This is a genomic window from Enterococcus sp. DIV0176, from assembly GCF_050528535.1.
In the GTDB taxonomy this organism is placed as follows: Bacteria; Bacillota; Bacilli; order Lactobacillales; family Enterococcaceae; genus Enterococcus_B; species Enterococcus_B thailandicus.
This window is the reverse complement of record NZ_CP172879.1, coordinates 2,393,705-2,417,810: the sequence shown is the minus strand read 5'-3', so window position 1 is coordinate 2,417,810 and position 24,106 is coordinate 2,393,705. Positions and strand designations below refer to the sequence as shown.

Annotated in this window: 26 protein-coding genes, 1 rRNA gene and 1 other RNA gene; 20 read left to right on the top strand and 8 right to left on the bottom strand. The window is 35.7% G+C overall.

The genetic code is table 11. The features are described 5' to 3' along the window. The first annotated feature begins 22 nt into the window (after positions 1–22). The 4 genes from rrf (at position 23) to IGJ66_RS11170 (ending at position 5,142) form a co-directional block, all read left to right on the top strand. Positions 23–138, top strand: a 5S ribosomal RNA gene (gene rrf, locus IGJ66_RS11185). Positions 139–285: 147 nt separating this feature from the next. After that, positions 286–1,506, top strand: coding sequence for a metallophosphoesterase family protein (locus IGJ66_RS11180; protein WP_067483124.1), 1,221 nt, complete (start codon positions 286–288; stop codon positions 1,504–1,506). Further along, the gene (locus IGJ66_RS11175) at positions 1,503–4,196 is read left to right on the top strand and encodes an AAA family ATPase (RefSeq protein WP_430616624.1); all 2,694 of its coding nucleotides are present in this window, start codon (positions 1,503–1,505) and stop codon (positions 4,194–4,196) included. Before IGJ66_RS11180 ends, IGJ66_RS11175 begins: the two co-directional genes overlap by 4 nt. A gap of 1 nt (position 4,197) precedes the next feature. Further along, complete coding sequence (locus IGJ66_RS11170) at positions 4,198–5,142, top strand: 3'-5' exoribonuclease YhaM family protein (RefSeq protein WP_067483098.1); 945 nt, start codon at positions 4,198–4,200, stop codon at positions 5,140–5,142. 82 nt (positions 5,143–5,224) lie between these two features. Here the strand turns inward: IGJ66_RS11170 and IGJ66_RS11165 are convergent, their stop codons facing one another. The 3 genes from IGJ66_RS11165 to IGJ66_RS11155 form a co-directional block, all read right to left on the bottom strand. Further along, positions 5,225–6,235: a peptidylprolyl isomerase gene (locus IGJ66_RS11165; protein WP_067483096.1), complete on the bottom strand. Its 1,011-nt coding sequence runs from the start codon at positions 6,233–6,235 to the stop codon at positions 5,225–5,227. Between the two features lie 184 nt (positions 6,236–6,419). Next, on the bottom strand, positions 6,420–6,770 hold the full coding sequence (locus tag IGJ66_RS11160) for a YtxH domain-containing protein (protein ID WP_430616623.1): 351 nt from the start codon (positions 6,768–6,770) through the stop codon (positions 6,420–6,422). Further along, a complete protein-coding gene (locus tag IGJ66_RS11155; RefSeq protein WP_430616622.1) occupies positions 6,763–7,197 on the bottom strand; it encodes an HIT family protein in 435 nt (144 codons plus the stop codon). The genes IGJ66_RS11160 and IGJ66_RS11155 overlap by 8 nt, the downstream gene beginning before the upstream one ends. A 145-nt stretch (positions 7,198–7,342) precedes the next feature. Between IGJ66_RS11155 and IGJ66_RS11150 the strand changes: the two genes are divergently transcribed. From IGJ66_RS11150 to trmB, 4 genes are all read left to right on the top strand, one after another. Next, complete coding sequence (locus tag IGJ66_RS11150) at positions 7,343–8,077, top strand: ABC transporter ATP-binding protein (RefSeq protein WP_086270662.1); 735 nt, start codon at positions 7,343–7,345, stop codon at positions 8,075–8,077. Next, on the top strand, positions 8,074–9,285 hold the full coding sequence (locus IGJ66_RS11145) for an ABC transporter permease (RefSeq protein ID WP_430616621.1): 1,212 nt from the start codon (positions 8,074–8,076) through the stop codon (positions 9,283–9,285). The genes IGJ66_RS11150 and IGJ66_RS11145 overlap by 4 nt, the downstream gene beginning before the upstream one ends. A 288-nt stretch (positions 9,286–9,573) precedes the next feature. After that, the gene (locus tag IGJ66_RS11140) at positions 9,574–10,356 is read left to right on the top strand and encodes a phosphotransferase family protein (RefSeq protein WP_172843754.1); all 783 of its coding nucleotides are present in this window, start codon (positions 9,574–9,576) and stop codon (positions 10,354–10,356) included. Positions 10,357–10,420: 64 nt separating this feature from the next. Continuing rightward, positions 10,421–11,071 carry a tRNA (guanosine(46)-N7)-methyltransferase TrmB gene (gene trmB, locus IGJ66_RS11135; RefSeq protein ID WP_067483086.1) on the top strand — a complete coding sequence of 217 codons (651 nt, stop codon included), beginning with the start codon at positions 10,421–10,423 and terminating at the stop codon, positions 11,069–11,071. A 290-nt stretch (positions 11,072–11,361) separates the two neighbouring features. Here trmB and ade read toward each other — a convergent pair whose 3' ends face one another. Next, positions 11,362–13,089, bottom strand: coding sequence for an adenine deaminase (ade, locus tag IGJ66_RS11130; protein WP_430616620.1), 1,728 nt, complete (start codon positions 13,087–13,089; stop codon positions 11,362–11,364). Positions 13,090–13,220: 131 nt separating this feature from the next. On the opposite strand from ade, the gene comGA reads away from it, so the two are divergent. From comGA to IGJ66_RS11080, 10 genes are all read left to right on the top strand, one after another. Next, positions 13,221–14,222, top strand: coding sequence for a competence type IV pilus ATPase ComGA (gene comGA / locus IGJ66_RS11125; protein ID WP_285701371.1), 1,002 nt, complete (start codon positions 13,221–13,223; stop codon positions 14,220–14,222). After that, complete coding sequence (gene comGB / locus IGJ66_RS11120; RefSeq protein ID WP_430617028.1) at positions 14,167–15,216, top strand: competence type IV pilus assembly protein ComGB; 1,050 nt, start codon at positions 14,167–14,169, stop codon at positions 15,214–15,216. Before comGA ends, comGB begins: the two co-directional genes overlap by 56 nt. After that, positions 15,213–15,524, top strand: a complete 312-nt coding sequence (gene comGC, locus IGJ66_RS11115) for a competence type IV pilus major pilin ComGC (protein ID WP_071868905.1) — start codon at positions 15,213–15,215, stop codon at positions 15,522–15,524. The genes comGB and comGC overlap by 4 nt, the downstream gene beginning before the upstream one ends. Further along, a complete protein-coding gene (gene comGD / locus IGJ66_RS11110; protein WP_430616619.1) occupies positions 15,505–15,957 on the top strand; it encodes a competence type IV pilus minor pilin ComGD in 453 nt (150 codons plus the stop codon). The genes comGC and comGD overlap by 20 nt, the downstream gene beginning before the upstream one ends. Before the next feature lie 25 nt (positions 15,958–15,982). Then, on the top strand, positions 15,983–16,285 hold the full coding sequence (locus tag IGJ66_RS11105; RefSeq protein ID WP_430616617.1) for a hypothetical protein: 303 nt from the start codon (positions 15,983–15,985) through the stop codon (positions 16,283–16,285). 31 nt (positions 16,286–16,316) lie between these two features. After that, positions 16,317–16,667, top strand: coding sequence for a competence type IV pilus minor pilin ComGF (gene comGF / locus IGJ66_RS11100; RefSeq protein ID WP_430616616.1), 351 nt, complete (start codon positions 16,317–16,319; stop codon positions 16,665–16,667). Beyond that, a complete protein-coding gene (comGG, locus tag IGJ66_RS11095) occupies positions 16,645–17,013 on the top strand; it encodes a competence type IV pilus minor pilin ComGG (protein ID WP_067483073.1) in 369 nt (122 codons plus the stop codon). Before comGF ends, comGG begins: the two co-directional genes overlap by 23 nt. A 171-nt stretch (positions 17,014–17,184) precedes the next feature. Then, the gene (locus IGJ66_RS11090; protein ID WP_067483071.1) at positions 17,185–18,192 is read left to right on the top strand and encodes a class I SAM-dependent methyltransferase; all 1,008 of its coding nucleotides are present in this window, start codon (positions 17,185–17,187) and stop codon (positions 18,190–18,192) included. Between the two features lie 25 nt (positions 18,193–18,217). Then, positions 18,218–19,402 (top strand): acetate/propionate family kinase, encoded by a 1,185-nt coding sequence (locus tag IGJ66_RS11085; protein ID WP_270608599.1) that lies wholly within the window; start codon positions 18,218–18,220, stop codon positions 19,400–19,402. A gap of 182 nt (positions 19,403–19,584) precedes the next feature. After that, the gene (locus IGJ66_RS11080) at positions 19,585–20,235 is read left to right on the top strand and encodes a uridine kinase family protein (RefSeq protein ID WP_430616615.1); all 651 of its coding nucleotides are present in this window, start codon (positions 19,585–19,587) and stop codon (positions 20,233–20,235) included. Positions 20,236–20,360: 125 nt separating this feature from the next. On the opposite strand, the gene IGJ66_RS11075 is transcribed toward IGJ66_RS11080, so the two are convergent. The 4 genes from IGJ66_RS11075 to IGJ66_RS11060 all read right to left on the bottom strand — a co-directional run bounded on the left by IGJ66_RS11075 (position 20,361) and on the right by IGJ66_RS11060 (position 22,823). Next, positions 20,361–20,837, bottom strand: a complete 477-nt coding sequence (locus IGJ66_RS11075; RefSeq protein ID WP_067483065.1) for a universal stress protein — start codon at positions 20,835–20,837, stop codon at positions 20,361–20,363. Positions 20,838–20,913: 76 nt separating this feature from the next. Then, on the bottom strand, positions 20,914–21,198 hold the full coding sequence (locus IGJ66_RS11070; protein ID WP_271015918.1) for a hypothetical protein: 285 nt from the start codon (positions 21,196–21,198) through the stop codon (positions 20,914–20,916). A gap of 79 nt (positions 21,199–21,277) precedes the next feature. Beyond that, a non-coding RNA gene (gene ssrS, locus IGJ66_RS11065) (6S RNA) lies at positions 21,278–21,472 on the bottom strand. A 70-nt stretch (positions 21,473–21,542) separates the two neighbouring features. Further along, positions 21,543–22,823, bottom strand: coding sequence for a replication-associated recombination protein A (locus IGJ66_RS11060; protein ID WP_430616614.1), 1,281 nt, complete (start codon positions 22,821–22,823; stop codon positions 21,543–21,545). A gap of 139 nt (positions 22,824–22,962) precedes the next feature. Here IGJ66_RS11060 and IGJ66_RS11055 point away from each other — a divergent pair, with 139 nt between their 5' ends. Then, positions 22,963–23,622, top strand: coding sequence for a DNA-3-methyladenine glycosylase (locus IGJ66_RS11055; RefSeq protein ID WP_067483059.1), 660 nt, complete (start codon positions 22,963–22,965; stop codon positions 23,620–23,622). Beyond that, positions 23,609–24,100, top strand: a complete 492-nt coding sequence (locus IGJ66_RS11050) for a DUF3013 family protein (protein WP_071868910.1) — start codon at positions 23,609–23,611, stop codon at positions 24,098–24,100. The genes IGJ66_RS11055 and IGJ66_RS11050 overlap by 14 nt, the downstream gene beginning before the upstream one ends. Positions 24,101–24,106: the final 6 nt, after the last annotated feature.

Sequence of the window (24,106 nt, the reverse complement as noted above, 5' to 3'; positions counted from 1 at the left end):
ACTCAATAAGATAACACCACAGTGTGGTGGCGATAGCGAGAAGGATACACCTGTAACCATGCCGAACACAGAAGTTAAGCTTCTTAGCGCCGATTGTAGTGAGGGGTTGCCCCTTGTGAGAGTAGGACGTCGCCACGCAACGGTAAAAAACAGATGAGTGATTAAGCTCATCTGTTTTTTTGTATTCTCATAAAATTTCTATATTAAAAAAGCGAACAAACTTTCGTGTTCGGGTGAAAAAAACACATAAAAATGTTATGATAAAAGAAAAAAGGAGGGAATTTGATAGTGAAATTTATCCACGCGGCTGATTTACATATAGATAGATCTTTTGAAGGATCCATTCCATTCGATAAACGTGTTCAAGAAAAATTAATACAGGCAAATCAGATTGTTCTAGCAAATATTGTAGATCAAGCAGTGTTCCATGAAGTTGACTTTGTTCTGTTTGCTGGAGATACTTTTCATCAAAACAAACCTTCACTTAAAACACAAAAACACTTTTTTGAACAAATGGAACGTTTAAACCGAATAAATATTCCTGTATATATGATTTTTGGAAATCATGATTATTATCAGAAAGAAAGATACTGGTTTGAATTTCCTGAAAATGTTCATTTGTTTGTAGATGAAGAAGTAAAAACAAAAGTGCTGAAACTAAATTCGGGTGAAAAAGTTGCTATCAGTGCTTTTAGCTATTGTCATCCATGGATACAACAAGAAAAAGTACTAGAGTTTCCCTCTCGAGCAAATGTCGATTATCATGTTGGAATGTATCACGGGGAATTGGGCACAAAAGATCATGGGAACTATGCTCCATTTAGTTCCAGTCAAATGCAAGAAAAAAATTATGATTATTGGGCGTTAGGTCATATCCATGTTCCAACTATCGTTAGCAATCATGGAAGAATCGTATATTCTGGCGCACCTCAAGGACACACGAGAAAGGAACAAACTTCAACGTCTGTTTCATTAGTAGAATTGAAGCGAAGTGAATATCAAACAACGCCTATAGAAGTAGCTGAAGTATATTGGCATCGTCAAAAAATTTCTTTTGAGCAAGTTCGAACAACTAACGAGATTTTTCCCATGGTTCAACGACAACTGGAAATTTCTAACAATAAATTTCATCTAATTGAGCTAGAGATTGTTAACTATGAACATTTAGGAATGGATATTGTGGAGCGAATTGATTCTGGTGAAGTATTAGAATATTTAATTGAAGAATTAAGAAAGTATACATCAAATTTATTTATATGGCGTATTGTTCTTATGAAGGATACTGTTCAGAAACAAATAACCGTAACTGTTTCAAAAAAATTGAAGTATCAATTATTTGAAAGTTATCAAATTCCTCAAGATTTTAAACAAATTTTGAGTGAATTGTATAGCCATCCAGAAGCAACAAAATTATTGAATGAGTTACCTGATTATCAGAGTGAGACATTACTTGCTGCACAAGAATTAATCAATCAGGATTTTCAATTCAAGGAGGATAATGAATGAAAATTTTACGGATTGAAATTAATGCTTTTGGAAAATGGCGTCAAAAGAGTTTTGATTTTTCTTCAGGTAATCAATTGATTTATGGCGAAAACGAAGCAGGAAAATCGACTGTTTATCAGTTTATTCAAGCAATCCTCTTTGGCTTTCCATCAAAAGGGAGAAAAAAGAAAGACTATACACCAAAAGATGGAGCGGCTTATGGTGGTCGTGTCTGGTTCGAACATCCTGTTCATGGTGAATTTATGGTCGAGCGCTATAAACAACAGAATCGTGGAAAGGCAAAAGTTGTTTTTGGTGAACAAACAGGAAGTGAAATACTCCTGGGACAGCTGATTTCACCATTGACTAGAGAATTATTTCAGCAAGTTTTCACTTTTCAACAAGAACAGTTATCAGAATTGGATCATCTTAGAGAAAAAGAACTACATGATATGCTGATTTCACTAGGTATTACTGGAAGTTCACAAGTTTTTCAAAAGCGACAAGAGTATTATAATCAAGCTCAAAATTTATATAAGAAAAAAGGTCAAAAATTACTTATTAATCAAAAATTAAATAGTTGGAAAAGTTTACAAGAAAAAATTTATCAGAAACAAGCACAAGAAGATTTTTTTAGCCAACTTGTAATGCAAGAACAGGCTGCGAAAAAAAAGCAAGATAAGTTGAGACAAGAATTATCAAGGAACAATGAAAAATTATTGCAACTAAATCAGCAAAAAATCAATTTTTCACTTTATGAAGAATGGCAAGAATTACAAGAAAATACACTTAATGAATTACCAAGTGAACAGTTGCTGACAGATTTGCAAGAGTTTTCTAGCAGGTATCAACAAATGAGTGAACGTTTGGAAGAACTAGAATCAACGTTAGAAAAACATAGCGGCATGGATCAGCAATCAGCACGATACTATTTTTTCTTAGAACAAGAAACAGAATTAAAAGCTCTTTTAAAGGAACAGACTCAAGTTGAGCAGTTAGTCAATGAATGGCAAAGACTTCAGGTAGAAACACGAGAAACAGAAGCAGAGTTAAAGATTTTAGAAGAACGCTGGGGTTGGCAAAGACAAAATCAGCCAGTAGAATTTCAGCAAAGCCCCGAATGGAAGGCACTGTTTTCACAAAATAGACAATTTCAAGAAGAAGACCAACAATTGACAATTCGACTACAAATTGCAAAAGAACAACAGGAATTGATTGATGCAGAAATTAGCCAGTTAGAAGCGCGGTACCCTTTTCTTTTACAGAACCAGCAGATGGAGAAAAAAAAGCGGAATAGTATTCCTTATATGGTTGCTGGTGGAGTTTTCATCGTCATAGGCTTGTTATTGCCTTTCCCTTGGAAAATAATCTCATTACTTGGTGGAGCAGGGCTTGTAGGAAGCTACTTTCTTAACAAAGAAAAAGATAGCAAAAGTAATTCATTAGAAGTCAAAGGAATGTGGCAAGAAAAACTGGGGCAATTGGATGTCGCGTCTGCACAAATCGCAGAAGTTGAAGAAAATAGGAAACAAAATCAACGAATGCAACAACAGCTTGATCAACAAGTACAGTACTTGGCTGCTCAATGGTCCCTAAAGCAATTGAATACAGTGGAGCTGATGAAGGAGTATGGTCAAGAAGTTACGGATTATCAACGTCTTTGTGCTATTTATGAACGAAAGCAAAAAAGAGAAAGAGAGATTCAAGAGAAGTTACTATTCCTAGAGCAAAAATTTGATGTTGTTCAAGAATGGCTACCAGTTCAAGATAAACTCATTTCTGAAAAAATGGACCTACTGGCACAATTTGTTCAAGAAATGGAACAAATGAAATTTGCTCGTAGCTACCAGCAAAATACCTTACTCACGCAAGAAATTAATCAATTGAAGAAGAAACAAAAAGCGTGGCTACAAGAGTATACGCAACAACTTAATGAGGCACAGCTTGCTTATCCATCTGAGGTGCCACTATTTCTGCAAAAAGCCCACGAAACGATTCAAAAAAAAGAAAGACTTGCTGAGTTAAGTAAAATAGTAACACCATTATTTCCTGAAAAAATGACACGCGTATTTTTAGAACAAGAAATCATTCGTTTAGACCAATTGCAACGACAACGACAACTAGAAGAAAAAGCTGCAAGTGAACAACAACAACGCTTGAACATTCAGGTTGAGGAATTACAAAAAGATGGTACACTTGATGAACTGTATCAAGAAGAAAGTCGTCAAAAGGCAGAATTAGAACACTTGATGGTGCAGTGGGGAGCATATGAAGTTGCCGGCACTTTTTTAGGCGATCTATCGACTGAAATGAGTGAGCGACAATTGCCACAGTTGTTAAAAGAGGCTACTTATTATTTTGGATTACTAACTGACGGCAAGTATCAAAGGATTTTATTAAAAGAAGACTTACTGACGCTCACAGATGGAAAGACAGAATTTCCTATTTATGAACTGTCTACAGGTACCAAAGATCAATTAATCATGGCAATGCGGTTTGCTTATCTTTCTTTGGAAGCAAATCGAGCACTTTGTCCAGTAATTATTGACGATGGATGGCTACATTATGATTCGCACAGAAAGTATTACTTAGCAAAACTTTTAGCAGAGTTTGGTAAAAAGTATCAGATAATTTGTTTTTCTTCTGACAAAGAAATGTTAAGCTATTATCAAGAGTTACAACAATCCGTGAAAAGGTTAGAAGGAGCATAAGATGAAAAAAATTCGTGAATTAGTCATTGATGAACAGTTTGAATTGTTCGTCTTAATAAAAAATGCTGATGTAAGAATGGCAAAAAACGGTAAAAAATTTATTGCGTTTACTTTCCAAGATACTTCTGGAACGATTGATGGAAAATATTGGGATGCTTCTGAGGAAGAAATCAGCAAATTTACTGCGGGAACTGTGGTATTTTTGAGTGGTAAAAGAGAAATGTATCAAGGAAATCCTCAAGTGAAAATTATCCATATGCGTTTAACAAAAATTGATGAACCTAGTGACCCTAGTCTTTATATGGAACGGGCGCCAATAAAAAAAGAAGTAATGGAAGAAGAAATCAATCAATTATTGTTTGAAATTACGAATGCACACTGGAATCGTATCGTACGGTATTTATTAAATAAGTATCAAAAACAATTTTTCGAGTTTCCAGCAGCAAAAAGAAATCATCATGCGTTTGCTAGTGGTCTAGCTTATCATACATTAACGATGCTTCACTTAGGAAAAGCAATTGCAGATGAATATCCAGAAATCAATCGCGCATTACTATATGCTGGGATTATTTTACATGACTTGGGTAAAGTCATTGAGTTATCTGGTCCAATGTCAACAGAATACACGTTAGCTGGTAATTTGGTAGGGCATTTAGTCCTTGTAGATGAAGAAATTACTAAAGCTTGTATTGCATTGAAAATCAGTGAAGAAGATGAAGATGTTTTAGTGCTAAGACACATGGTGCTAGCACATCATGGGCTATTGGAATATGGTTCACCTGTGCGACCAAGAATCATGGAAGCTGAAATTTTACATCAAATTGATAATATTGATGCGTCAATGCAAATGATGTTGACTTCTATTCGTCAAACGGAACCTGGAAAATATACAGATCGAATTTTTGGTATGGATAACCGCAGTTTCTATGTACCGAAAGAGATTTAACTAGTTTGTTTAAACAATAAAAAAAAGAAGTAAAGCGACTCAATTTCACGAGTCTGCTTTACTTCTTTTTTAATTACAAAATTTATTTTGAAGAGTCTGTAGTTGCTGTTTCTGAGCTATCAGTTGCTTCAGTTGATTTTTCTGTAGATGAAGAGTCTGTTGATTTTTCAGAATCAGATGTTGCTTCTGAACCTGAAGAAGATGTTGTGAATGCGCTCAAGACACTTTCGAAAGCATCGTCTTTGATTTTCACGTTAGCTTCTTTTAATACTTCACCGATAACTTTTGTTGTAAATGCGCTATCGTTCAATTTTGTTTGAGTGGCGATTTCTTTTAATTCATCTTTGTATTTATCCATGTCGTCGCCTTTAGAAGAAGTTTTAACCATTTTTACAACGTAGTAATCAGTTGCATAAGTGGAAGCATTTGTTGCAGAAATCACGTCAGAAATTTCTCCATCTTTTAATTTAAAAGCAGCTTCTTTCACTTCGTTAGGGACAGTTGTTGTTTCAGAATCAAATTTGATTTTGCCACCGTCATCTTTAGTTGTTGTATCAGTTGAGTTTTCTTTTGCTAATTTAGTGAAATCATCACCTTTATCAGCTTTTTCTTTGACACTTTTCGCATCATCTTCACTTGAAAGTTTGATGATTTGTGCTTCAACTTCTGGATGGAAAGATTCCCAAGCAGTTTTTAAGTCATCTTTAGTGATATCAACATGTGCTTTCAGTCCAGCTTCAAGAGCTAGGTTGTTACGGATATAATCTTTGTAAGAATCTTCTGTGTAACCAGCAGCTTTCAATTGAGATTCAAAACCATCACCTAATGATTCTGCTTGTTTTTTGTATTCAGCATCAACTTTTTTATCAGTTACTTTGTCGCCATATTTGTTATTGAATACTTTGTAAATAATCATTCGTTGAACTAAAGTTTGGTTAGATGATTCCAATTTTGCTTCGTCATAAAAGTCAGAAACAGTGATTGTTCCACCTTTCATTGTAGCGATATCTTTGTTTGTACCATCAGAACAAGCAGCTAGCGTTAGGACAGCTAAGGCACTAGTCGCTGCTAAAATTATTTTTTTTCTTTTCATTTTAGTTTTGCACTCCTGTTTTTTTATATTTAGTTGTTCACATCTACAACTATACCATATTCTAATTCCTAAAAAAAAGCTTCTAGTGAATAGTTTCAAAGAAAATTCATGTTTTAATCACATTCATTACGAGAGTATAACAAAAAAACAGTTTAGAATGCATAATCGTTGTATTTTGACTCAATTAATGAAGATTTTCTTCAGGAAGTTCAGGCAAGCTTGCAGAAATTTTTTCTATTTGTTCTTGGATTTGAGCAATTCTTGGTTCTGCTTGAAATTTAAATTCCTGTACATCTTTTTGAATAGAGTCTTGAAATTCTGGAATAAGGGTAGATGCCGTTTCTTTTGTTTCAATCAATGCCTCTTTAAAGTGGCTGAGACTATTATTTAATTCCATCGTTAAATCAGCAGCTTCATCTAACTCGTCAATTAATTTTTGGCGGGTATCATTGCCACTTCTTGGGGCAAAAAGAAGTCCACCTACAGCACCTACAGCTGAACCAAATACGAGACCTTTAAGAAAGTTTTTAATCAATGTCGTTCACCTGCGCTTCAATGATTTCCTGAATAGCTGTCAATTCACTTGCTGAGTAATCTGCTTGATGATTACCAAAATGAATTGAAAAATCATCTGTTTTTGCGTAGCGTGGTACCAGATGGATATGCGAGTGAAATACTGACTGGTATGCCAACTCGCGATTGTTATTCAAAATATTTAAACCTTTCATATCAGGAAATGCCTTTTCTAGACCACGAGCAATTTTCGGCACACATGAAAAGACAGCACCAGCTAGTTCTTGGTCGTAATCAAAAATATCAGAAACGTGGCGTTTGGGTACGACTAAGGTGTGGCCCTTTGTAGCTTGTGATAAGTCCAAAAACGCATACACTTTGTCATCCTCATAAATTTTATAGCTAGGAATTTCTTGGTTGATAATTTTGCAAAAAATACAGTTTTCCATTCGAGACATCCTTTCTGCTAAGAATATTTTGGCTAAGTTAACTTTACCATAAGTTCCGATGGTTGTAAGGAAAAAAACAAATTGTCGCCATTTTCTTCATGGTATAATAAAAGAGCGAGTAAACAAGATCATTGGAGGAAAAGAAATGAGTTTAACGATTGAACATGTGACGGGGGGATATGGACATCTTCCTGTTTTAAAAGATATAAGTTTTGAAGTACATTCAGGTGAAATGGTTGGCTTGATTGGCTTAAATGGTGCTGGTAAAAGTACAACGATCAAACATATCATTGGGTTGTTAGAAGCAACTAAAGGAAAAATTGAAATTGATGATCTAACATTAAAAAGTGATAGTGAAAATTATCGGAAACAAATTGGCTATATTCCAGAAACACCTTCATTATATGAAGAATTAACTTTACGTGAACATATTGAAGTGACTGCTATGGCTTATGATATTCCACTGGAAGTAGCGCTGAAACGAGCAGAAAAATTATTAGAGACGTTTCGCTTGGAAAAACGTTTAGACTGGTTTCCTGCTAATTTTTCAAAAGGAATGAAGCAAAAAGTCATGATTTTATGTGCTTTTTTGATTGAACCATCGCTATATATCATTGATGAACCTTTTTTAGGACTTGATCCTTTAGCAATCAATGCGTTGTTAGAATTGATGGTTGAAATGAAACAAAGTGGTTCTGCGATTTTGATGTCAACGCATATTTTGGCAACTGCTGAAAAATACTGTGATCGCTTTATTGTTTTACATAATGGTGAAGTTCGAGCGCAAGGGACACTACAAGAGCTAAGGGAAGCATTCAATCTTCCGGATTCATCACTGGATGAGATTTATGTCGCATTAACGAAGGAGCAAGAAGCATGAATGATTTTTTTCGAAAACGTTTAGCTAGACACCAAAAAAAAATGCTAAAGTATATGCGCTATGTTTTCAATGATCATTTTGTGTTAGTTTGTCTTTTTTTGGTGGGAGGAATTGGCTTTTATTATTCCAGTTGGCTAAAGAATTTAACTCCTTCTTTTGTATTTGGTGGACTGATTGTTTCAATTTTTTGGCTGCTTAGCTTGGCGGTAGGAAAAATTGCTACTTTTGCAGAGGCAGCAGATATTGTTTTTTTATTGCCGAAAGAAAAAGCAATGCGAGCGTACTTAAGTGAAGCGTTTCGCTATTCTTGTGTATTTCCATCAGTTGTTTTATTTTTAGCTAGTGGATTTGCAATGCCGTTAATAGTAGTGAGTACCGGTCAGCCATTTTCAATGTACCTAATCTATTTGGTCTTACTTATCAGCCTAAAAACGGGTCATCTACAAGTGAAACGGGCAGAACTTTTTCGATTTTCTAGTCAAGTGTTACGTTGGTTTAAAATGGGATGGTATGTTTCAGCTTTTGCCATTTTATTACTTACTTTTTATGCATCCATTTGGTTAGGTTTAGCTGGTTCCTTGATACAAGCAGGTATTTATTATTGGTATTTATGGCGAAAAAATGAAGTACAGCTTGATTGGGAAAAAATGATTCAAATGGAAGAAAGCCGCCTTCATCAAATTTATCAATTTATCAATTTATTTACCGATGTACCAGAAATTTCAGCAAAGGTAAAACGACGTCGTTACCTAGATTCGCTATTGAAGAAAATTAAAGGGGATCAAAGTAAAACATATCTTTACTTGTATGCTAGACGATTTGCCCGTGGTTCAGATTTTAGTGGACTATATTTGAGATTACTATTGATTGGCAGTTTACTGATCGTAGGGGTAACAGATTTAACATTTAGTCTGATTATTGGCGCATTATTCTTGTACTTGATTGGTTTCCAATTGCTACCATTGTATAGTCAATTTCGCTATATGGTGTTAGTTCAATTGTATCCTGTAAAAGAGGCGCAGAAAAAAACAGCTATTCAGCAATTATTGTTGGGAATATTAGTTTTAGCAGCTCTTATTTTTGGAGTAATTGCAGCGTTTGTTTTGTCTGGAATAGAACGCTGGATTCCTATTTTGGTTTATCTGATCTTTGTTTTTCTGTTCGTAAAAATGTACGTTCCTACACGTCTGAAAAAACTGGCAGAGTAAGAACTGCCCAAGACGAAATGAGACTGAGACAAAACTAAAAATCCAGTCATTTTTAACGCATTTTTTAATTTAAAAAACGCCTAAAATCAACGTTTTCAAAAACGAATTTTAGGCGTTTTTTCTATTTAAGCTACTTTTGTCTTAGCCCCTATTTTTCTTTTTTAGAAAAGTTGGTTTTTTGAATGAAAAAATGCTGAAAAAGAACGTATATGTGCTTGACGTTATGTGTCTGGGCGACTAGAATAATAATTACTGCAAATGAAAGAGTTTAAGAGGATGGGAGAAAGCATGATGGAGTTTCAGTTAGACCAAGAGTGGCGGTTACGGCCCATCAAAGGTGATACAGGAAAAACATACATAGGCATGCGTGATGAGGATAAGGTCTTCATCAAGCGTAATACGACCCCCATGCTTGCTGCGTTATCTCGAGAAGGAATTACTCCAAAACTTGTTTGGACTAAAAGAACAGGGAACGGAGATACATTAACAGCTCAAGAGTGGTTAGATGGTCGCTTATTGACTACCGCAGAAATTGGGCAAAGAAACGATGTTATTGATGTTTTATACCATTTACATCATTCTGAATCATTAAAAACAATGTTGAATCGAATAGGTGGTCGCGTTGTCACACCTGAGACGATGTTGAAGAAATACAACCAAGAACTCCCAGAAATACTAAAAAAAAATCAGTTTATCCAACTTGTGCATCAATTTTTGAGTCAACAGGTTCCTCATACAGATAAAAAAGATTTTGCTGTTGTTCATGGAGATGTGAACCATCGTAATTGGCTAGTCTGTAAAAATTATTTATATTTAGTTGATTGGGATTCAATCATGTTCGCTGACCCAGCAGTTGATATTGGAACGATTTTAGGAAATTATGTTCCACTTTCAAATTGGAATCAATGGTTGATTAGTTATGGTATTCGCCCAACGAATGAAGTTCTCGAGAAACTTCACTGGTACGCGGTGATGAATTTATTACAAGAAATTACTCGGTATTGCCTTCGAGGAGATGACCGACGAATGAATGAAGAAATTTTACAATTAAAACGAATTTTTAGTGGCTGAGGTTGAGCCCAAACTCTTTGGAGATTTGGCCAACCTTTTTTATTTGAGAAAGGAATTATGAATTATGCGTGTTAGAAATCGTCCTGGTGCAACAGAATTATTAGCGGCACATCCAGAGTTTGTTATTAGTGATCCGACTGAATGGAAAGGTCAATGGGCTGAACTCTTTGGTAACAATCATCCAATTCATATCGAAATTGGAATGGGAAAAGGTCAATTCATCAATGGAATGGCAAAGGCACATCCAGAAATCAATTACATTGGCGTGGAAATGCAAGTCAGTGTTATTTCTCTGGCATTAGATAAATTGATTGAAGAGCCGCTACCTAATTTGAAATTACTTCATGTTGATGGCTCAGCACTGACAGAGTATTTTGCGGACAGTGAAGTCGATCAGATTTATTTGAACTTTTCTGATCCATGGCCAAAAAAGCGTCATGAAAAACGTCGTTTGACTTTTAAAACCTTTTTAGCGGTGGATGAACAAATTTTACGACCAGCTGGTGAAATCCATTTCAAAACAGATAATCAAGGATTGTTTGAGTATTCCTTAGCAAGTTTTTCACAGTATGGTATGATTATCAAACAAGTCTGGCTTGATTTACATGAGAGTACATTTGAAGGAAATATTATGACAGAGTATGAAGAAAAATTTTCTTCTCGTGGCCAACGGATTTATCGAGTGGAAGCGCAATTTAAAGATAAAACAAAATAATTAAAAGGAGGTGTGACAAAAGTCTTGTCACACCTCCTTTTTTCGAATAAGGGATATTCCTAAATCAACTCTTAAAAATCATTCACAACAATCTAAAAATATGGAATGCTATTTTTGTCAGCTATGAGTGATTTTTCGGGGTTAAGTGCGTTGTGCCATAACCTTCAGCTGCAATGTTCAAGAAGTAATTTCTTCCAAGTAAACTTAAATTACGCAAAAATTTGAGAAACAAGTTCTGGTAATTTTTTTTATTTACTAAGCGGACTATTTCTGCTACAGACATTTTCTTGTTAGCATGGCGGAATAAGTTGGAATTTTGAAAAGGAAAAAAGTCCCATATCTGTGATTTTTAACTCAGGAATAACAGATAATGTTAAAAATGATAAGGTCAAAAAGGGATCGAAGAGCTGACTAGCACCAATTTGATGGGCAGCATTTGTTAAGCTAGTTAATTCTTGATTCACTTCTAAAAAAGGTTTTTGAGACATCAATCCGCCAATCTTAAGTGGTAAGCTTGCCAATTCCTGTTGATGATTGACAGCAATCATGCCACCACCTTCTTTGATTAGCTGTTCTATAGCAAAAAGCATATCCTCATCGTTTGTTCCGACGACAACAATATTATGAGAATCATGCGAAATCGTAGTTGCTAAGGCGCCCTCTTTTAGTTCGAAACCTTTGACGATGCCCAGACCAATATTTCCAGTTTCTTTGTGTCGTTCAATAACAGCAATTTTCAGGTAATCTTTTTCAATAGAAGGAACAAAGACCCCAGATTGAACAGTGACTTCTGCAAGTAAATCATTAGTAATCAAGCTGTTAGGAATAATCTCGATGATATGGGCTTCATTTGAACTTAAAGGCAGGTTTAAAGAAGCTTTTGTTAGAGGTGCAACTGCCATGCTTGGTAAGTGCTCAATCAGAGAATTTTTTGGTTGTTCACTTGTTTCACTGATAAAGTTTCCATTGGTAACAAGTTGTTCACCATTATGAAATACTTCTCGAATTGGTAATGTTTCAAGGTTATCTGTTAAGAAAAAGTCGGCTTGATAACCTGGCGCAACAGCGCCAATCGTGGATAAACCGAAACATTCCGCTGCATTTAGTGTTGCCATTTGGATTGCTTGCAACGGGTCCATCCCTAATTCAATCACCTTTCGGACGATATAATCAATCGATCCTTCACTCACTAAATCATTAATTAACTTATCATCAGTAACAAAAAAGCAACGTCGAGAATTTTCTGGGGTAATGGCTGGAAAGAGAGCAGCTAAATCTTTTGCAACAGTCCCTTCACGAATCATCAAGTACATCCCTAAATCAAGTCTTTCTCTCGCTTCTTCAGTAGTCGTGGCTTCGTGGTCAGTCCGAATACCAGCAACAGGATAAACATTCAACGCATCACCAGTAATTCCAGCTGCGTGGCCATCAATTTTTTTGTGATGATCAAGCATTAATTGAAGTTTGTCTAAAATTTCTGTTTCAGCATTTGCGACTGCTTGATAGTTCATTACTTCAGCAAGGCCAAGAACTTCAGGCATTTCTAAGAAGGTCGCCAAGGTTTCGGCATCTAGGACAGCGCCATTTGTTTCAAAAGGTGTAACGGGAACACAAGAAGGGAGCATGAAAAAAATATTCATCGGTGATTTTTTAGCATCTTCCAGCATGAATTTCAAGCCGGTACTGCCAGCAACGTTTCCAATCTCATGAGGATCTGTTACAACAGTTGTCACACCATGCAACACAGAAATTTTAGCAAATTCTTGTGGACAAAGCAGAGAGCTTTCAATATGAACATGTCCATCAATAAAACCTGGAACTAAGTACTGATGATTTGCATCGTAAGTTTGTTTCCCTTCATATTCGCCAATTCCAATGATTTTCCCGTCACTGATAGCAAGGGTACCTGACATAATTTTTCTGGTAAAGACATTGACGATTTTGGCATTCTTGATAACTAAATCTGCTGGTTGTTGTTTGCTCGCAACTAAAAGATGTTTTTTTAGCAATGATTCCAAGGTGGCGCCTCCTAAGATAAATTTTTAATAGTATAACACAAATTCGGATTTAGCCAACATTTTTTATGAAATTATCAAAATCTACGATAAAAAATTGATAAAAGCGTATGTTTTTATTGGAGGGGAGGATAATGGACATTAAAAAATTATCAGATAAAATCATTGCAGATGCCTACAAAAGAAGAATAGAAGATGTTTACATTTTGCCAAAAGCAGAAGATTATCAACTTTTTGAACGTAAAGGTAAAAACCGAACATTAAAGCAGAATTTTTCAAAAGAAATAGGCCAACAGTTGATTTCCAGATTCAAGTACTTAGGGCAAATGGATATTGGTGAAAAAAGAAAAGTACAATCTGGTGCACTGACTTATGGGAGCGAGCATTCAAGTGTCAATGAGAAAATTCGATTGAGGCTCTCGTCTGTTGGGGATTATCAGCACCGAGAAACCTTGGTGATTCGTTTGCTTTATCCACTTAGTGACCAGCATTTTCGCTGTTTTTCTACAGAAGATCTAGTAGCATTACACCGGTATACTAAGGAAAGAGGATTATATCTCTTTAGTGGTCCGGTTGGATCAGGAAAAACCTCTTTAATGTATCGTTTAGCCCAAGAAAATGCAGAACAAATCATTACGGTGGAAGATCCTGTAGAGCTGGAAGAAGCGACATTTTTACAACTACAAGTCAATGAGAAAATTCACCAAAGCTATGAGGAACTGTTAAAACTTTCTTTGCGTCATCGACCAGATCTATTGATTGTTGGAGAGATAAGAGATGCGTTAACTGCCCAAATGACTTTACGTGCGGCATTGACTGGCCATCGGGTGTTTGCCACGATTCATGCTAGAGAGCTAGCAGGGATCCTGCCAAGAATCGAAGAATTGATGGGTTACCAGCAAGCATTAATAGACTGTTTAAAAGGGATTGTTTATCAAGAAATACTACCAGATAAAGAACAGTCTTCTGCTGTGTTATGGAGTTATCAGTTTTTTGAAAAAATACAGGAAGAACCAACTAAGCGAAGTGATAAAGAAGCTACCTTTCAAGTGGTGAAAGAAAAATGTTGGCAAACAAGTCATCTTCAGGCAGAAAGAAACGACTGGAGGTCATATCCATTTGAAGAAATTGAATAAAAAACAGCAACAACAGTTTATTCAAATCATTGCTGATTTATTGAGCAATGGCTTCAGTTTGCAAGAAGCATTGCAGTTAGTAATTAAGTTGAAATTATTTCCGGTTGAACTACTAGAACAAGCTCAAAAAATAGTGATTTCTGGTGGATCATTTACGGAAATACTAGCTTACTGTGGATTTAATAAAACTTATCTTGTACAGGTGGAATTGGCTGAAGTTCACGGGAATTTAATAACTACATTGGAAAGCATAGCCGACCAATTTCAACGAATGGGTGCATTTCGCAAAGAGTTGCAAAAATTATTAAGCTATCCTGCATTGCTTTCGTTGTTTTTGATTGGCATCTTGTTTAGTATGCGTCAAATTGTCTTACCACAGTTGTTAATTTCAGAGATGGTTCCCCAAAATCATTGGGGAATTCAGTTGATCCAAACATTTCACTGGTACGTGTTCGGCATTTTGATGTTGCTAATTCTTTTATATGGAGCTATTCGATTTTTTGATCGGAAGGGAAATTCATTACGGCAGAGTCAGTGGCTTAGTCAGTTGAAAATTTTAGGTCCAGTTTATACGTTGTATCAATCTGCTTATTTTTCGTTGGAATTAGGGAAACTTTTTAATGAAGGTCTTGAGTTGAAACAAGTCGTTTTTTGTTTAAAAGAGACAAAAACAGGAAGTTTGATGCAACGGTTAGCTTTACAAATGGCAAATGAATTGGAAAAAGGAATTTCATTAGCAACTCAATTTGAAAAATACTCTTTTTTAACCGAAGAGTTCAGCACAATCGTTCAGCAAGGAGAGTTAAAGGGAAATTTAGGTAAAGAATTATTATTTTATAGTAATTACACACGACAACATTTTTTTGAACGGTTAAATCGATGGTTAAGTTGGATTCAACCCGTACTCTTTTTAGTGATTGCTTGTTTAATATTAATGATTTATGCAGCGGTTTTATTACCAATTTATGGAAATCTTGAGGAGGTTATTTCATGAGGATAGAAAATGTAAGTAAGAACGAGCAATTTAAGGTAAATCTATCGAGAAAGGCGAATGCGTTTACTTTGATTGAAATGCTGATAGTTTTGTTAATTATCAGTGTGTTGATTTTATTATTTGTACCCAACCTTTCAAAATACAAAAATCATGTGGATAAAGAAAGCCAAGCAGCAGTGGTTCAGTTAGTTGATACACAAAAAGAATTGTATGCTTTACAAAATGATGGAAAAGTCCCAACTATTGATGAGCTACTTGCAGAGGGCTATATCAAGCAAGAACACGCAGATGTCTACAATAAGAAATAAATACGCAGGGTTTACTTTAGTAGAATCATTAGTTGTTTTTCTAATTACGTTGTTCTTCGTAGCAGTTCCTGTTTTTTCGTTTGATCATTTGCAAAAAGACATAGTGGTGCATCAATTTTTCAGTCAGTTTGAAAAACGAATTTATACAACGCAAAAGATTGCGATTGTCAGTCAGCAAGCGACTCGAATGCATCTAACCGATAATCAACAAAAAATTTACTTTGGTGTACCTAAATACATCACGTTTGATTGGGCATATCTAAAAATACCAGAAAATTTAAAAATTCAACGTCATGGGACAGTGACTTTTGCTGGTCGAACGGGAAATAACAGTTCACTAAAAACTTATCAGTTTTACTGGCCGAAGAAAAAACAAACAATTACTTATCAATTCCAGTTAGGAAGTGGTCATTATACGAAAAAAATCGAATAAGTCTGGCTACATATTATTGGAAACAATGACAGCATTGGGTTTAACCTTAATCATCGTCTATGGCATCAGTGCACATCAGACCTTTTTGTTAGAGCAAGGACAAAAGAGTAATCGAGAAGTTCAACTTGCACGCATTATTTATGAAGAGGCACGAAATTACCGGCTGCATGAGGGAGCAAATTATATTACTCGAGAACAACCAATAAAAAGTAAGATTGTTTTTCAAGCAGAACAAGGTGCTATTCAAAAAGTCGGGATTGAAGTTAAGGGGAAGGTCGTATTGGAAATTGAAAAAAATTCAGAAGTATCCAAGCTTTACTCTGATTGAGTGTTTGATATCTTTTCTTGTTTTTAGTGGAGTGATACTAACAATTACCTTGATTATTCGACGCGCAGACCAGGTAGATCAGTATTTACAAAGGAAGGATCAAAAAGAATGGTTGATTTTTTTGACGCAATTTGAAAATGAAGTGGCGGGTAGCACATTACTGGGTATAGAAAGCAGACAATTTTGCTATGTGATAGAAAATAAAACGTATATTATTGAACAATATCAATCAGTTATTCGAAAAAGACAAGTTGCTGGCGGACATCAACCAATGCTCATGAATGTGAGCGAGTTTAGTTTTGAGGAGAAGGGCAATGAAGTCATACTGGAAGTTAAATTTGAAAACGGAGAACGAGGGTATGGCAAATGGACGAAGCCATGACCAACGAAAGAAAAACAGGGTTAAGGGAAACATTTTATTTTCTACTTTATTATTGTTTTTGCTGTGTGGCTTTTTATTAACAGCAGTGGTTGATAGCTATCGATTAACAATTGATTTTAATCAACGAACAAAGTTTTTTTACATAGCACAAACAATGAAGGAGCTTTGTCTATCAGAACTTTTACAAGCTGAAAATACAACACAGAGAGGTAAATATATCTATACTACAGGAGTAGTTGAATATGAGATTGAAAACGAAAAGATGAAATTTCAAATTACAGTTGATACATTTGACTTTTATTTTACAGAAACGATACAGAATGATACAGTTAGTAGTACAGAATGAAGGAATAATCATGAAAACGTCCTCTTTTCTGTTATATCACTGTTTTAGCTAAAGAATGTTTGTCGTTTCACAAACAAAAAAACTGTGAAAACGATTGAAATTTTTGTGATTGTCCGATAGAATTAAACAGGTGAAAAAATTGTTATAATATATCTAGAAATGAGGTGCACCATGTTACCAGAAAAAATGGAGCAAGGGTTTAATCAAAACCTTGAAGCAATTCAGCTGCTACAAAATGCATTGGGAACTTCCTTTTTAGAGGCTTATGTCGAGAATGCTGAAAATTTAAATGATGATTATCAAGTTCGGGTAGTTGATGGCGTGCCAACACCAGAAGTTGTCCAACAAATTGAGGCTCTTTATAAAGAGTTGCAAAAATTGTCTTTTGAACCAGAAGAGTGGCGCCGTCTGTCACAATTGCTTTTATTAAAAGGTGGTCAAACAGAACGACTGCAAGCAAATCATCAGCTAACACCAGATAGTATTGGTTATCTATTTGTTTTCTTGATTGAACAGTTGTTCACAAATAAAAAAGAAGCAGTCAAAATTTTAGATATTTCGGCTGGAATGGGTAACTTACTACTAACAGTTCTTTTAAATTTGAAGATTGCCAACTATCAAGTTGAAGGATTTGGTGTAGATATTGATGATACGTTGTTGTCCGTGGCTGCGTCGACAAGTGAATTGACAAAAGCAAACGTGCAGTACTTTCATCAAGATGGTTTACAGGATTTATTGGTTGACCCTGTGGATGTAGCTATTAGTGATTTACCAATTGGTTATTATCCAAACGATCAAAAAGCGAGTGAATTTTTGACAAGCGCAGATGAAGGTCATAGTTATGCACATCATTTATTGTTAGAACAATCAATGAAATATGTAAAACCAGATGGCTTTGGTTTGTTCTTGATTCCAAGTAACTTCCTAGAAACTGATCAAAGTGAAATGATCAAAAAATGGTTTAAAGAAGAAGGCTATCTTCAAGGGATGGTTCAGTTGCCAGATGAATTATTCCGCAAAAAAGAATCACAAAAAAGTATTTTAATTTTACAGAAAAAAGGTCCGCAAGCGAAACAAGTCAAAGAAGTATTGCTTGTTAAACTTGCTTCACTTAAAGAACCAGAAAAGGTGACAGAATTCTTTAAAGAATTTGAAGATTGGAAATCATCTGCTCTGTAATCATTCAAAATAGAAGGAGAGTACTATGTCTAAAACAATTGCAATCAATGCTGGAAGTTCAAGTTTAAAATGGCAATTATATCAAATGCCTGAAGAAACAGTTATCGCCAAAGGAATCGTTGAGCGTATCGGTTTAAGCGACTCTATTTTTACAATTAAATATGGTGACAATCAAAAGTTCGAACAAATTTTGGATATCGCTGACCATGACATAGCTGTTAGAATGTTATTGGATCAATTGATTGAATTAACAATCTTGAGTTCTTATGACGAGATCACAGGTGTTGGACACCGTGTCGTTCATGGTGGAGAAACTTATAGTGACTCTGTTGTTGTGACTGACGAAGTAATGGAACGAATTGCAGAATTGGCAGAATTTGCCCCATTACACAACCCAGCAAACTTGATGGGAATCAAGGCATTCAAAAAAATCTTGCCTGATATCATCAGTGTTGCAGTATTTGACACATCTTTCCATGCAACTATGCCAAAACATAACTACTTGTATAGTTTACCAACTTCTTACTATGAGGACTTTAAAGTAAGAAAATATGGTTTCCATGGTACAAGTCATCGATATGTTTCAGAACGTGCAGCTAGTCTATTAGATAAACCAATTGAAGACTTAAAAATCATTACTTGTCATTTGGGTAATGGCGTTTCTATTACCGCTGTTGATGGTGGAAAATCAGTAGATACATCAATGGGATTCACACCGCTAGCAGGAGTAACAATGGGGACTCGTTCAGGTGATTTAGATCCAGCTGTTTTACCATACTTAATGGGTAAATTAGATTTGACAATCGATGAAATGATTACAGTTTTAAACAAAGAATCTGGTTTATTAGGCTTAACAGGATTATCAAGTGACATGCGTGATCTAGAGAAAAATTACGAAAAAGATCATATCCGCTTAGCTTATGATATTTTTGTTGACCGTATTCGTAAATACATTGGTGGTTATGTAACTACTATGAATGGCGTTGATGCAATTGTCTTTACCGCTGGAATCGGTGAAAATGATGCACACGTACGTAGTGAGATCATTAAAGGAATGACTTGGTTTGGGTGTGAAGTGGATCCCGAATTGAATAGTATTCGTGGCGAAGAAGTTGAAATTTCAACATCAGAATCCAAAGTGAAAGTGTTAGTTATTCCAACGGATGAAGAACTAATGATTGCTCGCGACGTGGAACGTTTACGCGGATAATAAAATGTTGAAACAGAAGGGATGCTAAACTTAATTTAAGTTTAGCATTCTTTTTACATAATCTAGAGATGAAAATGAAGGATAAAAAAGGTATTAACTATCTACAGATCAGTTTCTGTCTGTCAGCCAGCAATGTTGTTTTATAAAATTAAAAATAATAGAAGTAGCTAAGGAGTAAGAGAGTGAACTTATCGTATCCAATTTATGATTTGATTGAAGAGAAGATTAAAAAGTTAAAGACGCCAAGTGTTGTAGGAATTGATGGTAGTTATGCTTCAGGGAAAACGAACTTTACAGCACAATTAGCCACTCATCTTAGAAAGAACGGTTACGATATACAAGTCATTCATTATGATGACTTTCACAAGCCACTTCCATCGATTACATGGTCTCAAGAAAAAAATAGCGAAGTGGATGCTTTTTATCATGCTTTCAACAGCCAAAAACTTTTGGATGAACTTTTGATTCCTTTGAAGCAAGAAGGTGTTCTTAACAAGACAATCAAGGGTCTTGATTGGGTGTCAGCTACATATGCTAATGATCGGATGATTACTATTGGTGAGCGTACAATTGTGCTTTTAGAAGGCTCGTTTTTATTTAGAGAGAAGTTACTTTCATTTATTGATTATAAAATCTTTTTAGAGGTGTCAATGGAGGAGGTTATGCGACGAGGGAGAGAAAGGGATGTGCCTAAATTCGGTGAATGGATTATAGATAAATATCGTACGCGTTATATTCCGGTTTATCAACGACATCTTAACCAAAATCATGTAAGAGAAATTGCTGATTTAGTTATTGATAATAACGACTATAATCATCCTAGTATCAAGTAGTTCACTTACGATAAAAATTCTTAAACCAAAATAGACTTTCTTTGTGTAACTCATCTTGTGATAAATGTTTTAAAAATGAAAAAACCGCCAATCGTCGTGTACGATTGGCGGTTTTTTTAGTTAGATTATTCCTTGTCATCATCTTTTGGTAATTGATTTTCTAAATCTGTACGTACCACAAGGACATCGCAATTTGCATTACGAATAACGTATTCAGAAACTGAACCGATGAATAAACGTTCTACAGCGTTTAGCCCAGTTGCACCTAATAAAATCAAATCAATATCATTGTCATCAGGAATCTCTTTGGCAATGATTGGTTTTGGTGAACCATATTCCACAACAGTTGAAACTTTTTCTAAACCAGCTTCTTTTGCGCTCTTTTCATAATCAGCTAGTGTTTGTTTAGCCATTTCTGTTGCTTGTTCAGCTAGCATTCCATCAAATGAAGAAACTGTCTGAAATGCACGAGTATCAATAACGTGTGCTAATAAAAGTTCTCCATTATTACGTTTTGCAACATTGACCGCTTTTTTAAAAGCTAACTCAGCTTCGGCAGAGCCATCAACGGCGACCATGATTTTTTTATATTGTTGTAACATAAGTGTTCGCTCCCTTCAAAGATCAGTTCTTTTACTATCTTTATTGTAAATCACTTTGCAAAAAAAGAAAATTATTTTACTGCTTAGTAGCAGATATTTTTTTAGCAAATGAAATACTGAAGACAGTTGAAGCTAGAATAACTACGATTAGGAATAAGAAAGCGAGCATTCTCTGATTAAAAAAGACTACGAGTAAGCCTAAAGCACCAAGAAAGGCATAGACGACACCAGAAAACTGTAAAAAGGCTTGGTTTTTTTCGGATGGTTCAATTAAAGCAAAGAAAATAGATTGTTTTTTGAGTAAATAATAGCTAACAAATACCAATAGTATGGTTGCAATAGATATCAACATACGAATCATGAAACGTCCTCCAAAAAATCAGAATAAAAACAGAAAAAGCAATTTGCTAAAAGCAAATTGCTTCATTCTTAAACAAAGGGTAATCTCCGTTAATGCCGTTGTTTGTCCTGTAGTATTGATCCCGCAAATTCTAGCAGGTGGGTCCCACGGTCGAAGCTTCGAACTACCAAATGATAAGGCATGTTACCAGCAGTGACACAAGACAGGTCCCAAGATATCAATAAAAATGTTCGGTCAACACACAAAGAGGACAATTCGAACATCACAGATTTCCCATCTCTATAGTAGCATAGGAATTTAAAAAGAGCAACGGGAGCGCTCTTTAAAAAGTAACCGTTTTATTTTTAAGAAGAATGCTTTTTCCAATTTTGGATTCGCTCATATTGTTGCTTTAAGGCTTGTTCATATTTTCCAGTTTCTTTTGGCTGATAATAGGTTTCATTTTTTAATTTATCTGGTAGATACTGTTGATTGACCCAAGCGTTTTCAAAGTTGTGGGGATATTGGTAATCAAGTCCACGTTTCAATTCTTTCGCACCCTGATAATGACTATCTCGCAAATGGTCTGGTACTTCTCCCGCTTTTCCAGCTCGAATATCTGCAATGGCAGTATCTAATGCAGTATAAGCAGAATTGGATTTAGGGGAAAGACAAAGGTCAACTACGACATCTGCCAAAGGAATTCGTGCTTCGGGTAATCCTAAACGTTCTGCTGCAAGAACAGCATTAACAGTACGAGCTGCTGCTGCAGGATTTCCTAAGCCGATATCCTCGTAGCCAATAACCATTAGACGTCGACAAATACTTGCAAGATCGCCGGCTTCCACTAAACGTGCCAAGTAATGAAGTGCTGCATCCACATCGCTTCCACGAATCGACTTTTGAAAAGCCGAGATGACATCGTAATGAGCATCGCCATTTTTATCATGAGTCAATGCTTTTCTTTGTACACATTCTTCAATGATTGCTAAGGTGAGGTGGATGCGTCCATCTTCCATTGGTTTGGTTGAACGAGCCGCTAGTTCAAGACCATTCAAAGCACTTCGTAAATCGCCGTTTGTTGCTCGTGATAAATGAAGTAAGGCATCCTCATCAAGTTGAATCGGTAGTTCTCCAAGCCCGCGTTCTTTATCAAGTAAGGCTGTTTGAATGGCTGATTGAATATCTGTTTCATCTAAAGGTTTGACTTCAAAAATTTGTGTTCGACTCCGAATCGCAGGATTAATTGTGATATAAGGATTTTCGGTCGTAGCGCCAATTAAAATAATGCGTCCACTTTCAAGATGAGGCAAAAGAAAATCTTGTTTTGTCTTATCTAATCGATGGACTTCATCGAGTAACAGAATGACTGTGCCGCTCATTTTGGCTTCTTCAGCCACAATTTGTAAATCTTTTTTTGAATCAGTTGCAGCATTCAGCATACGAAAAGCATAGTTTGTTGAACCAGCAATGGCACTAGCAATACTGGTTTTTCCGGTTCCAGGTGGTCCATATAAAATCATTGATGACAACATTCGCGCGTCAACCATTCGGCGAATGATTTTTCCTTCACCGACTAGTTGCTGTTGTCCAACGACTTCATCGATTGTGCGAGGGCGCATTCGATAAGCTAAAGGTTGTTGCATGAAGTGGCCTCCCTTTCAATTTTTCGTTCGTTTATTATAGCATAGTTTGCAAAAAAACTGGGGGAAAGAACACAAAGGAAACGTTTTGTTTTCATAGCATCTAACGAAAATATTGTGTATGATAAAGTAGGTGAAAAAAATGACGGAAAAAAAGAAAATCGAAACTTTTTTTGAAAATAAAACAACACCAGAAATTGCGCAAAATTTATTGGGAATGTATTTAGAACATGTAACACCGATGGGCAAATTAGCTGGTTACATCGTTGATGCTGAAGCTTATCTTGGGCCAGAGGACCGAGCTGCGCACAGTTATGGCATGCGAGATACGCCAAGGGTGCGGGCGATGTATCAAAAAGCAGGAACAATCTATCTCTATACGATGCATACACATCGGATTTTGAATATCATTACTCAACCTGAGGGAATCCCCCAAGGTGTGATGATTCGCGCGGTTCAGCCAGCAGCTATGATTGAACAGATGAGTCAAAATCGTGGAGGAAAAGAGGGGCCAGACATTAGCAACGGTCCAGGTAAGCTAGTGAAAGCTTTAGCCATCGGTCCAGAACTTTATGGACAATCAATTATGGATAGTGAAAGTACGCTGCGTTTGAATTTTGAGAAACGTAAAGAACCAAAACAAATTATTGCTTTGCCAAGAATTGGTATTCCGAATAAGGGTGAGTGGACGGATATGCCGTTACGCTACATTGTTTCGGGAAATCCATATATTTCTTTACAAAAAAAGAGCCTGATCGATCAAAACGATTGGGGATGGAGGAACGAAGATGAAAAAAAATAATTTACTGAGTTATTTGGATGAGTCCATTGAAAAAAACATTGATGCTTATGATGTTGCATTAGATTGGGATACAAAAAATCATACGATTGAGATAGTTGTTCGCTTGTTTGCAGAAAACAAAGCACATTTAGAAATCGACGATGCACAAGGTGTTGTGTCTGAAGAAGAAATTATTGAATTTGAGGATGGTATTTTATTATTTAACCCACAAAAATCTTCATTTGACGAAGAAGACTACTTAGCAGTAATTCCTTATGAAGGTAAAAAGGGGTTAGAAAAAGCAGTTGCAGATGCAATTATTGATTATTTACAGGATGTACTAGATCAGGGACAAAGTGATTTGTTGGACTTTTTAGATGCAGACGATGAAGATGCAATTTTTGAATTACACTGGGATAATCAACAACTAGCACAGTTAGTTGAAAAGAAACAACAGGAACAAAATACAACAACTTATTTACCTTACCCTAGTTATTAAGGAGTC

Excerpts from the sequence above, each read along its gene's own strand:
- IGJ66_RS11175 (WP_430616624.1), top strand. The coding sequence starts at position 1,503 with ATGAAAATTTTACGGATTGAAATTAATGCTTTTGGAAAATGGCGTCAA.
- IGJ66_RS11170 (WP_067483098.1), top strand. The coding sequence starts at position 4,198 with ATGAAAAAAATTCGTGAATTAGTCATTGATGAACAGTTTGAATTGTTC.
- IGJ66_RS11165 (WP_067483096.1), bottom strand. The coding sequence starts at position 6,235 with ATGAAAAGAAAAAAAATAATTTTAGCAGCGACTAGTGCCTTAGCTGTC.
- IGJ66_RS11155 (WP_430616622.1), bottom strand. The coding sequence starts at position 7,197 with ATGGAAAACTGTATTTTTTGCAAAATTATCAACCAAGAAATTCCTAGC.
- IGJ66_RS11150 (WP_086270662.1), top strand. The coding sequence starts at position 7,343 with ATGAGTTTAACGATTGAACATGTGACGGGGGGATATGGACATCTTCCT.
- IGJ66_RS11145 (WP_430616621.1), top strand. The coding sequence starts at position 8,074 with ATGAATGATTTTTTTCGAAAACGTTTAGCTAGACACCAAAAAAAAATG.
- IGJ66_RS11140 (WP_172843754.1), top strand. The coding sequence starts at position 9,574 with ATGATGGAGTTTCAGTTAGACCAAGAGTGGCGGTTACGGCCCATCAAA.
- trmB (WP_067483086.1), top strand. The coding sequence starts at position 10,421 with ATGCGTGTTAGAAATCGTCCTGGTGCAACAGAATTATTAGCGGCACAT.
- comGA (WP_285701371.1), top strand. The coding sequence starts at position 13,221 with ATGGACATTAAAAAATTATCAGATAAAATCATTGCAGATGCCTACAAA.
- comGC (WP_071868905.1), top strand. The coding sequence starts at position 15,213 with ATGAGGATAGAAAATGTAAGTAAGAACGAGCAATTTAAGGTAAATCTA.
- comGD (WP_430616619.1), top strand. The coding sequence starts at position 15,505 with ATGTCTACAATAAGAAATAAATACGCAGGGTTTACTTTAGTAGAATCA.
- IGJ66_RS11105 (WP_430616617.1), top strand. The coding sequence starts at position 15,983 with ATGACAGCATTGGGTTTAACCTTAATCATCGTCTATGGCATCAGTGCA.
- comGG (WP_067483073.1), top strand. The coding sequence starts at position 16,645 with ATGGCAAATGGACGAAGCCATGACCAACGAAAGAAAAACAGGGTTAAG.
- IGJ66_RS11090 (WP_067483071.1), top strand. The coding sequence starts at position 17,185 with ATGTTACCAGAAAAAATGGAGCAAGGGTTTAATCAAAACCTTGAAGCA.
- IGJ66_RS11085 (WP_270608599.1), top strand. The coding sequence starts at position 18,218 with ATGTCTAAAACAATTGCAATCAATGCTGGAAGTTCAAGTTTAAAATGG.
- IGJ66_RS11075 (WP_067483065.1), bottom strand. The coding sequence starts at position 20,837 with ATGTTACAACAATATAAAAAAATCATGGTCGCCGTTGATGGCTCTGCC.
- IGJ66_RS11070 (WP_271015918.1), bottom strand. The coding sequence starts at position 21,198 with ATGATTCGTATGTTGATATCTATTGCAACCATACTATTGGTATTTGTT.
- IGJ66_RS11060 (WP_430616614.1), bottom strand. The coding sequence starts at position 22,823 with ATGCAACAACCTTTAGCTTATCGAATGCGCCCTCGCACAATCGATGAA.
- IGJ66_RS11055 (WP_067483059.1), top strand. The coding sequence starts at position 22,963 with ATGACGGAAAAAAAGAAAATCGAAACTTTTTTTGAAAATAAAACAACA.
- IGJ66_RS11050 (WP_071868910.1), top strand. The coding sequence starts at position 23,609 with ATGAAAAAAAATAATTTACTGAGTTATTTGGATGAGTCCATTGAAAAA.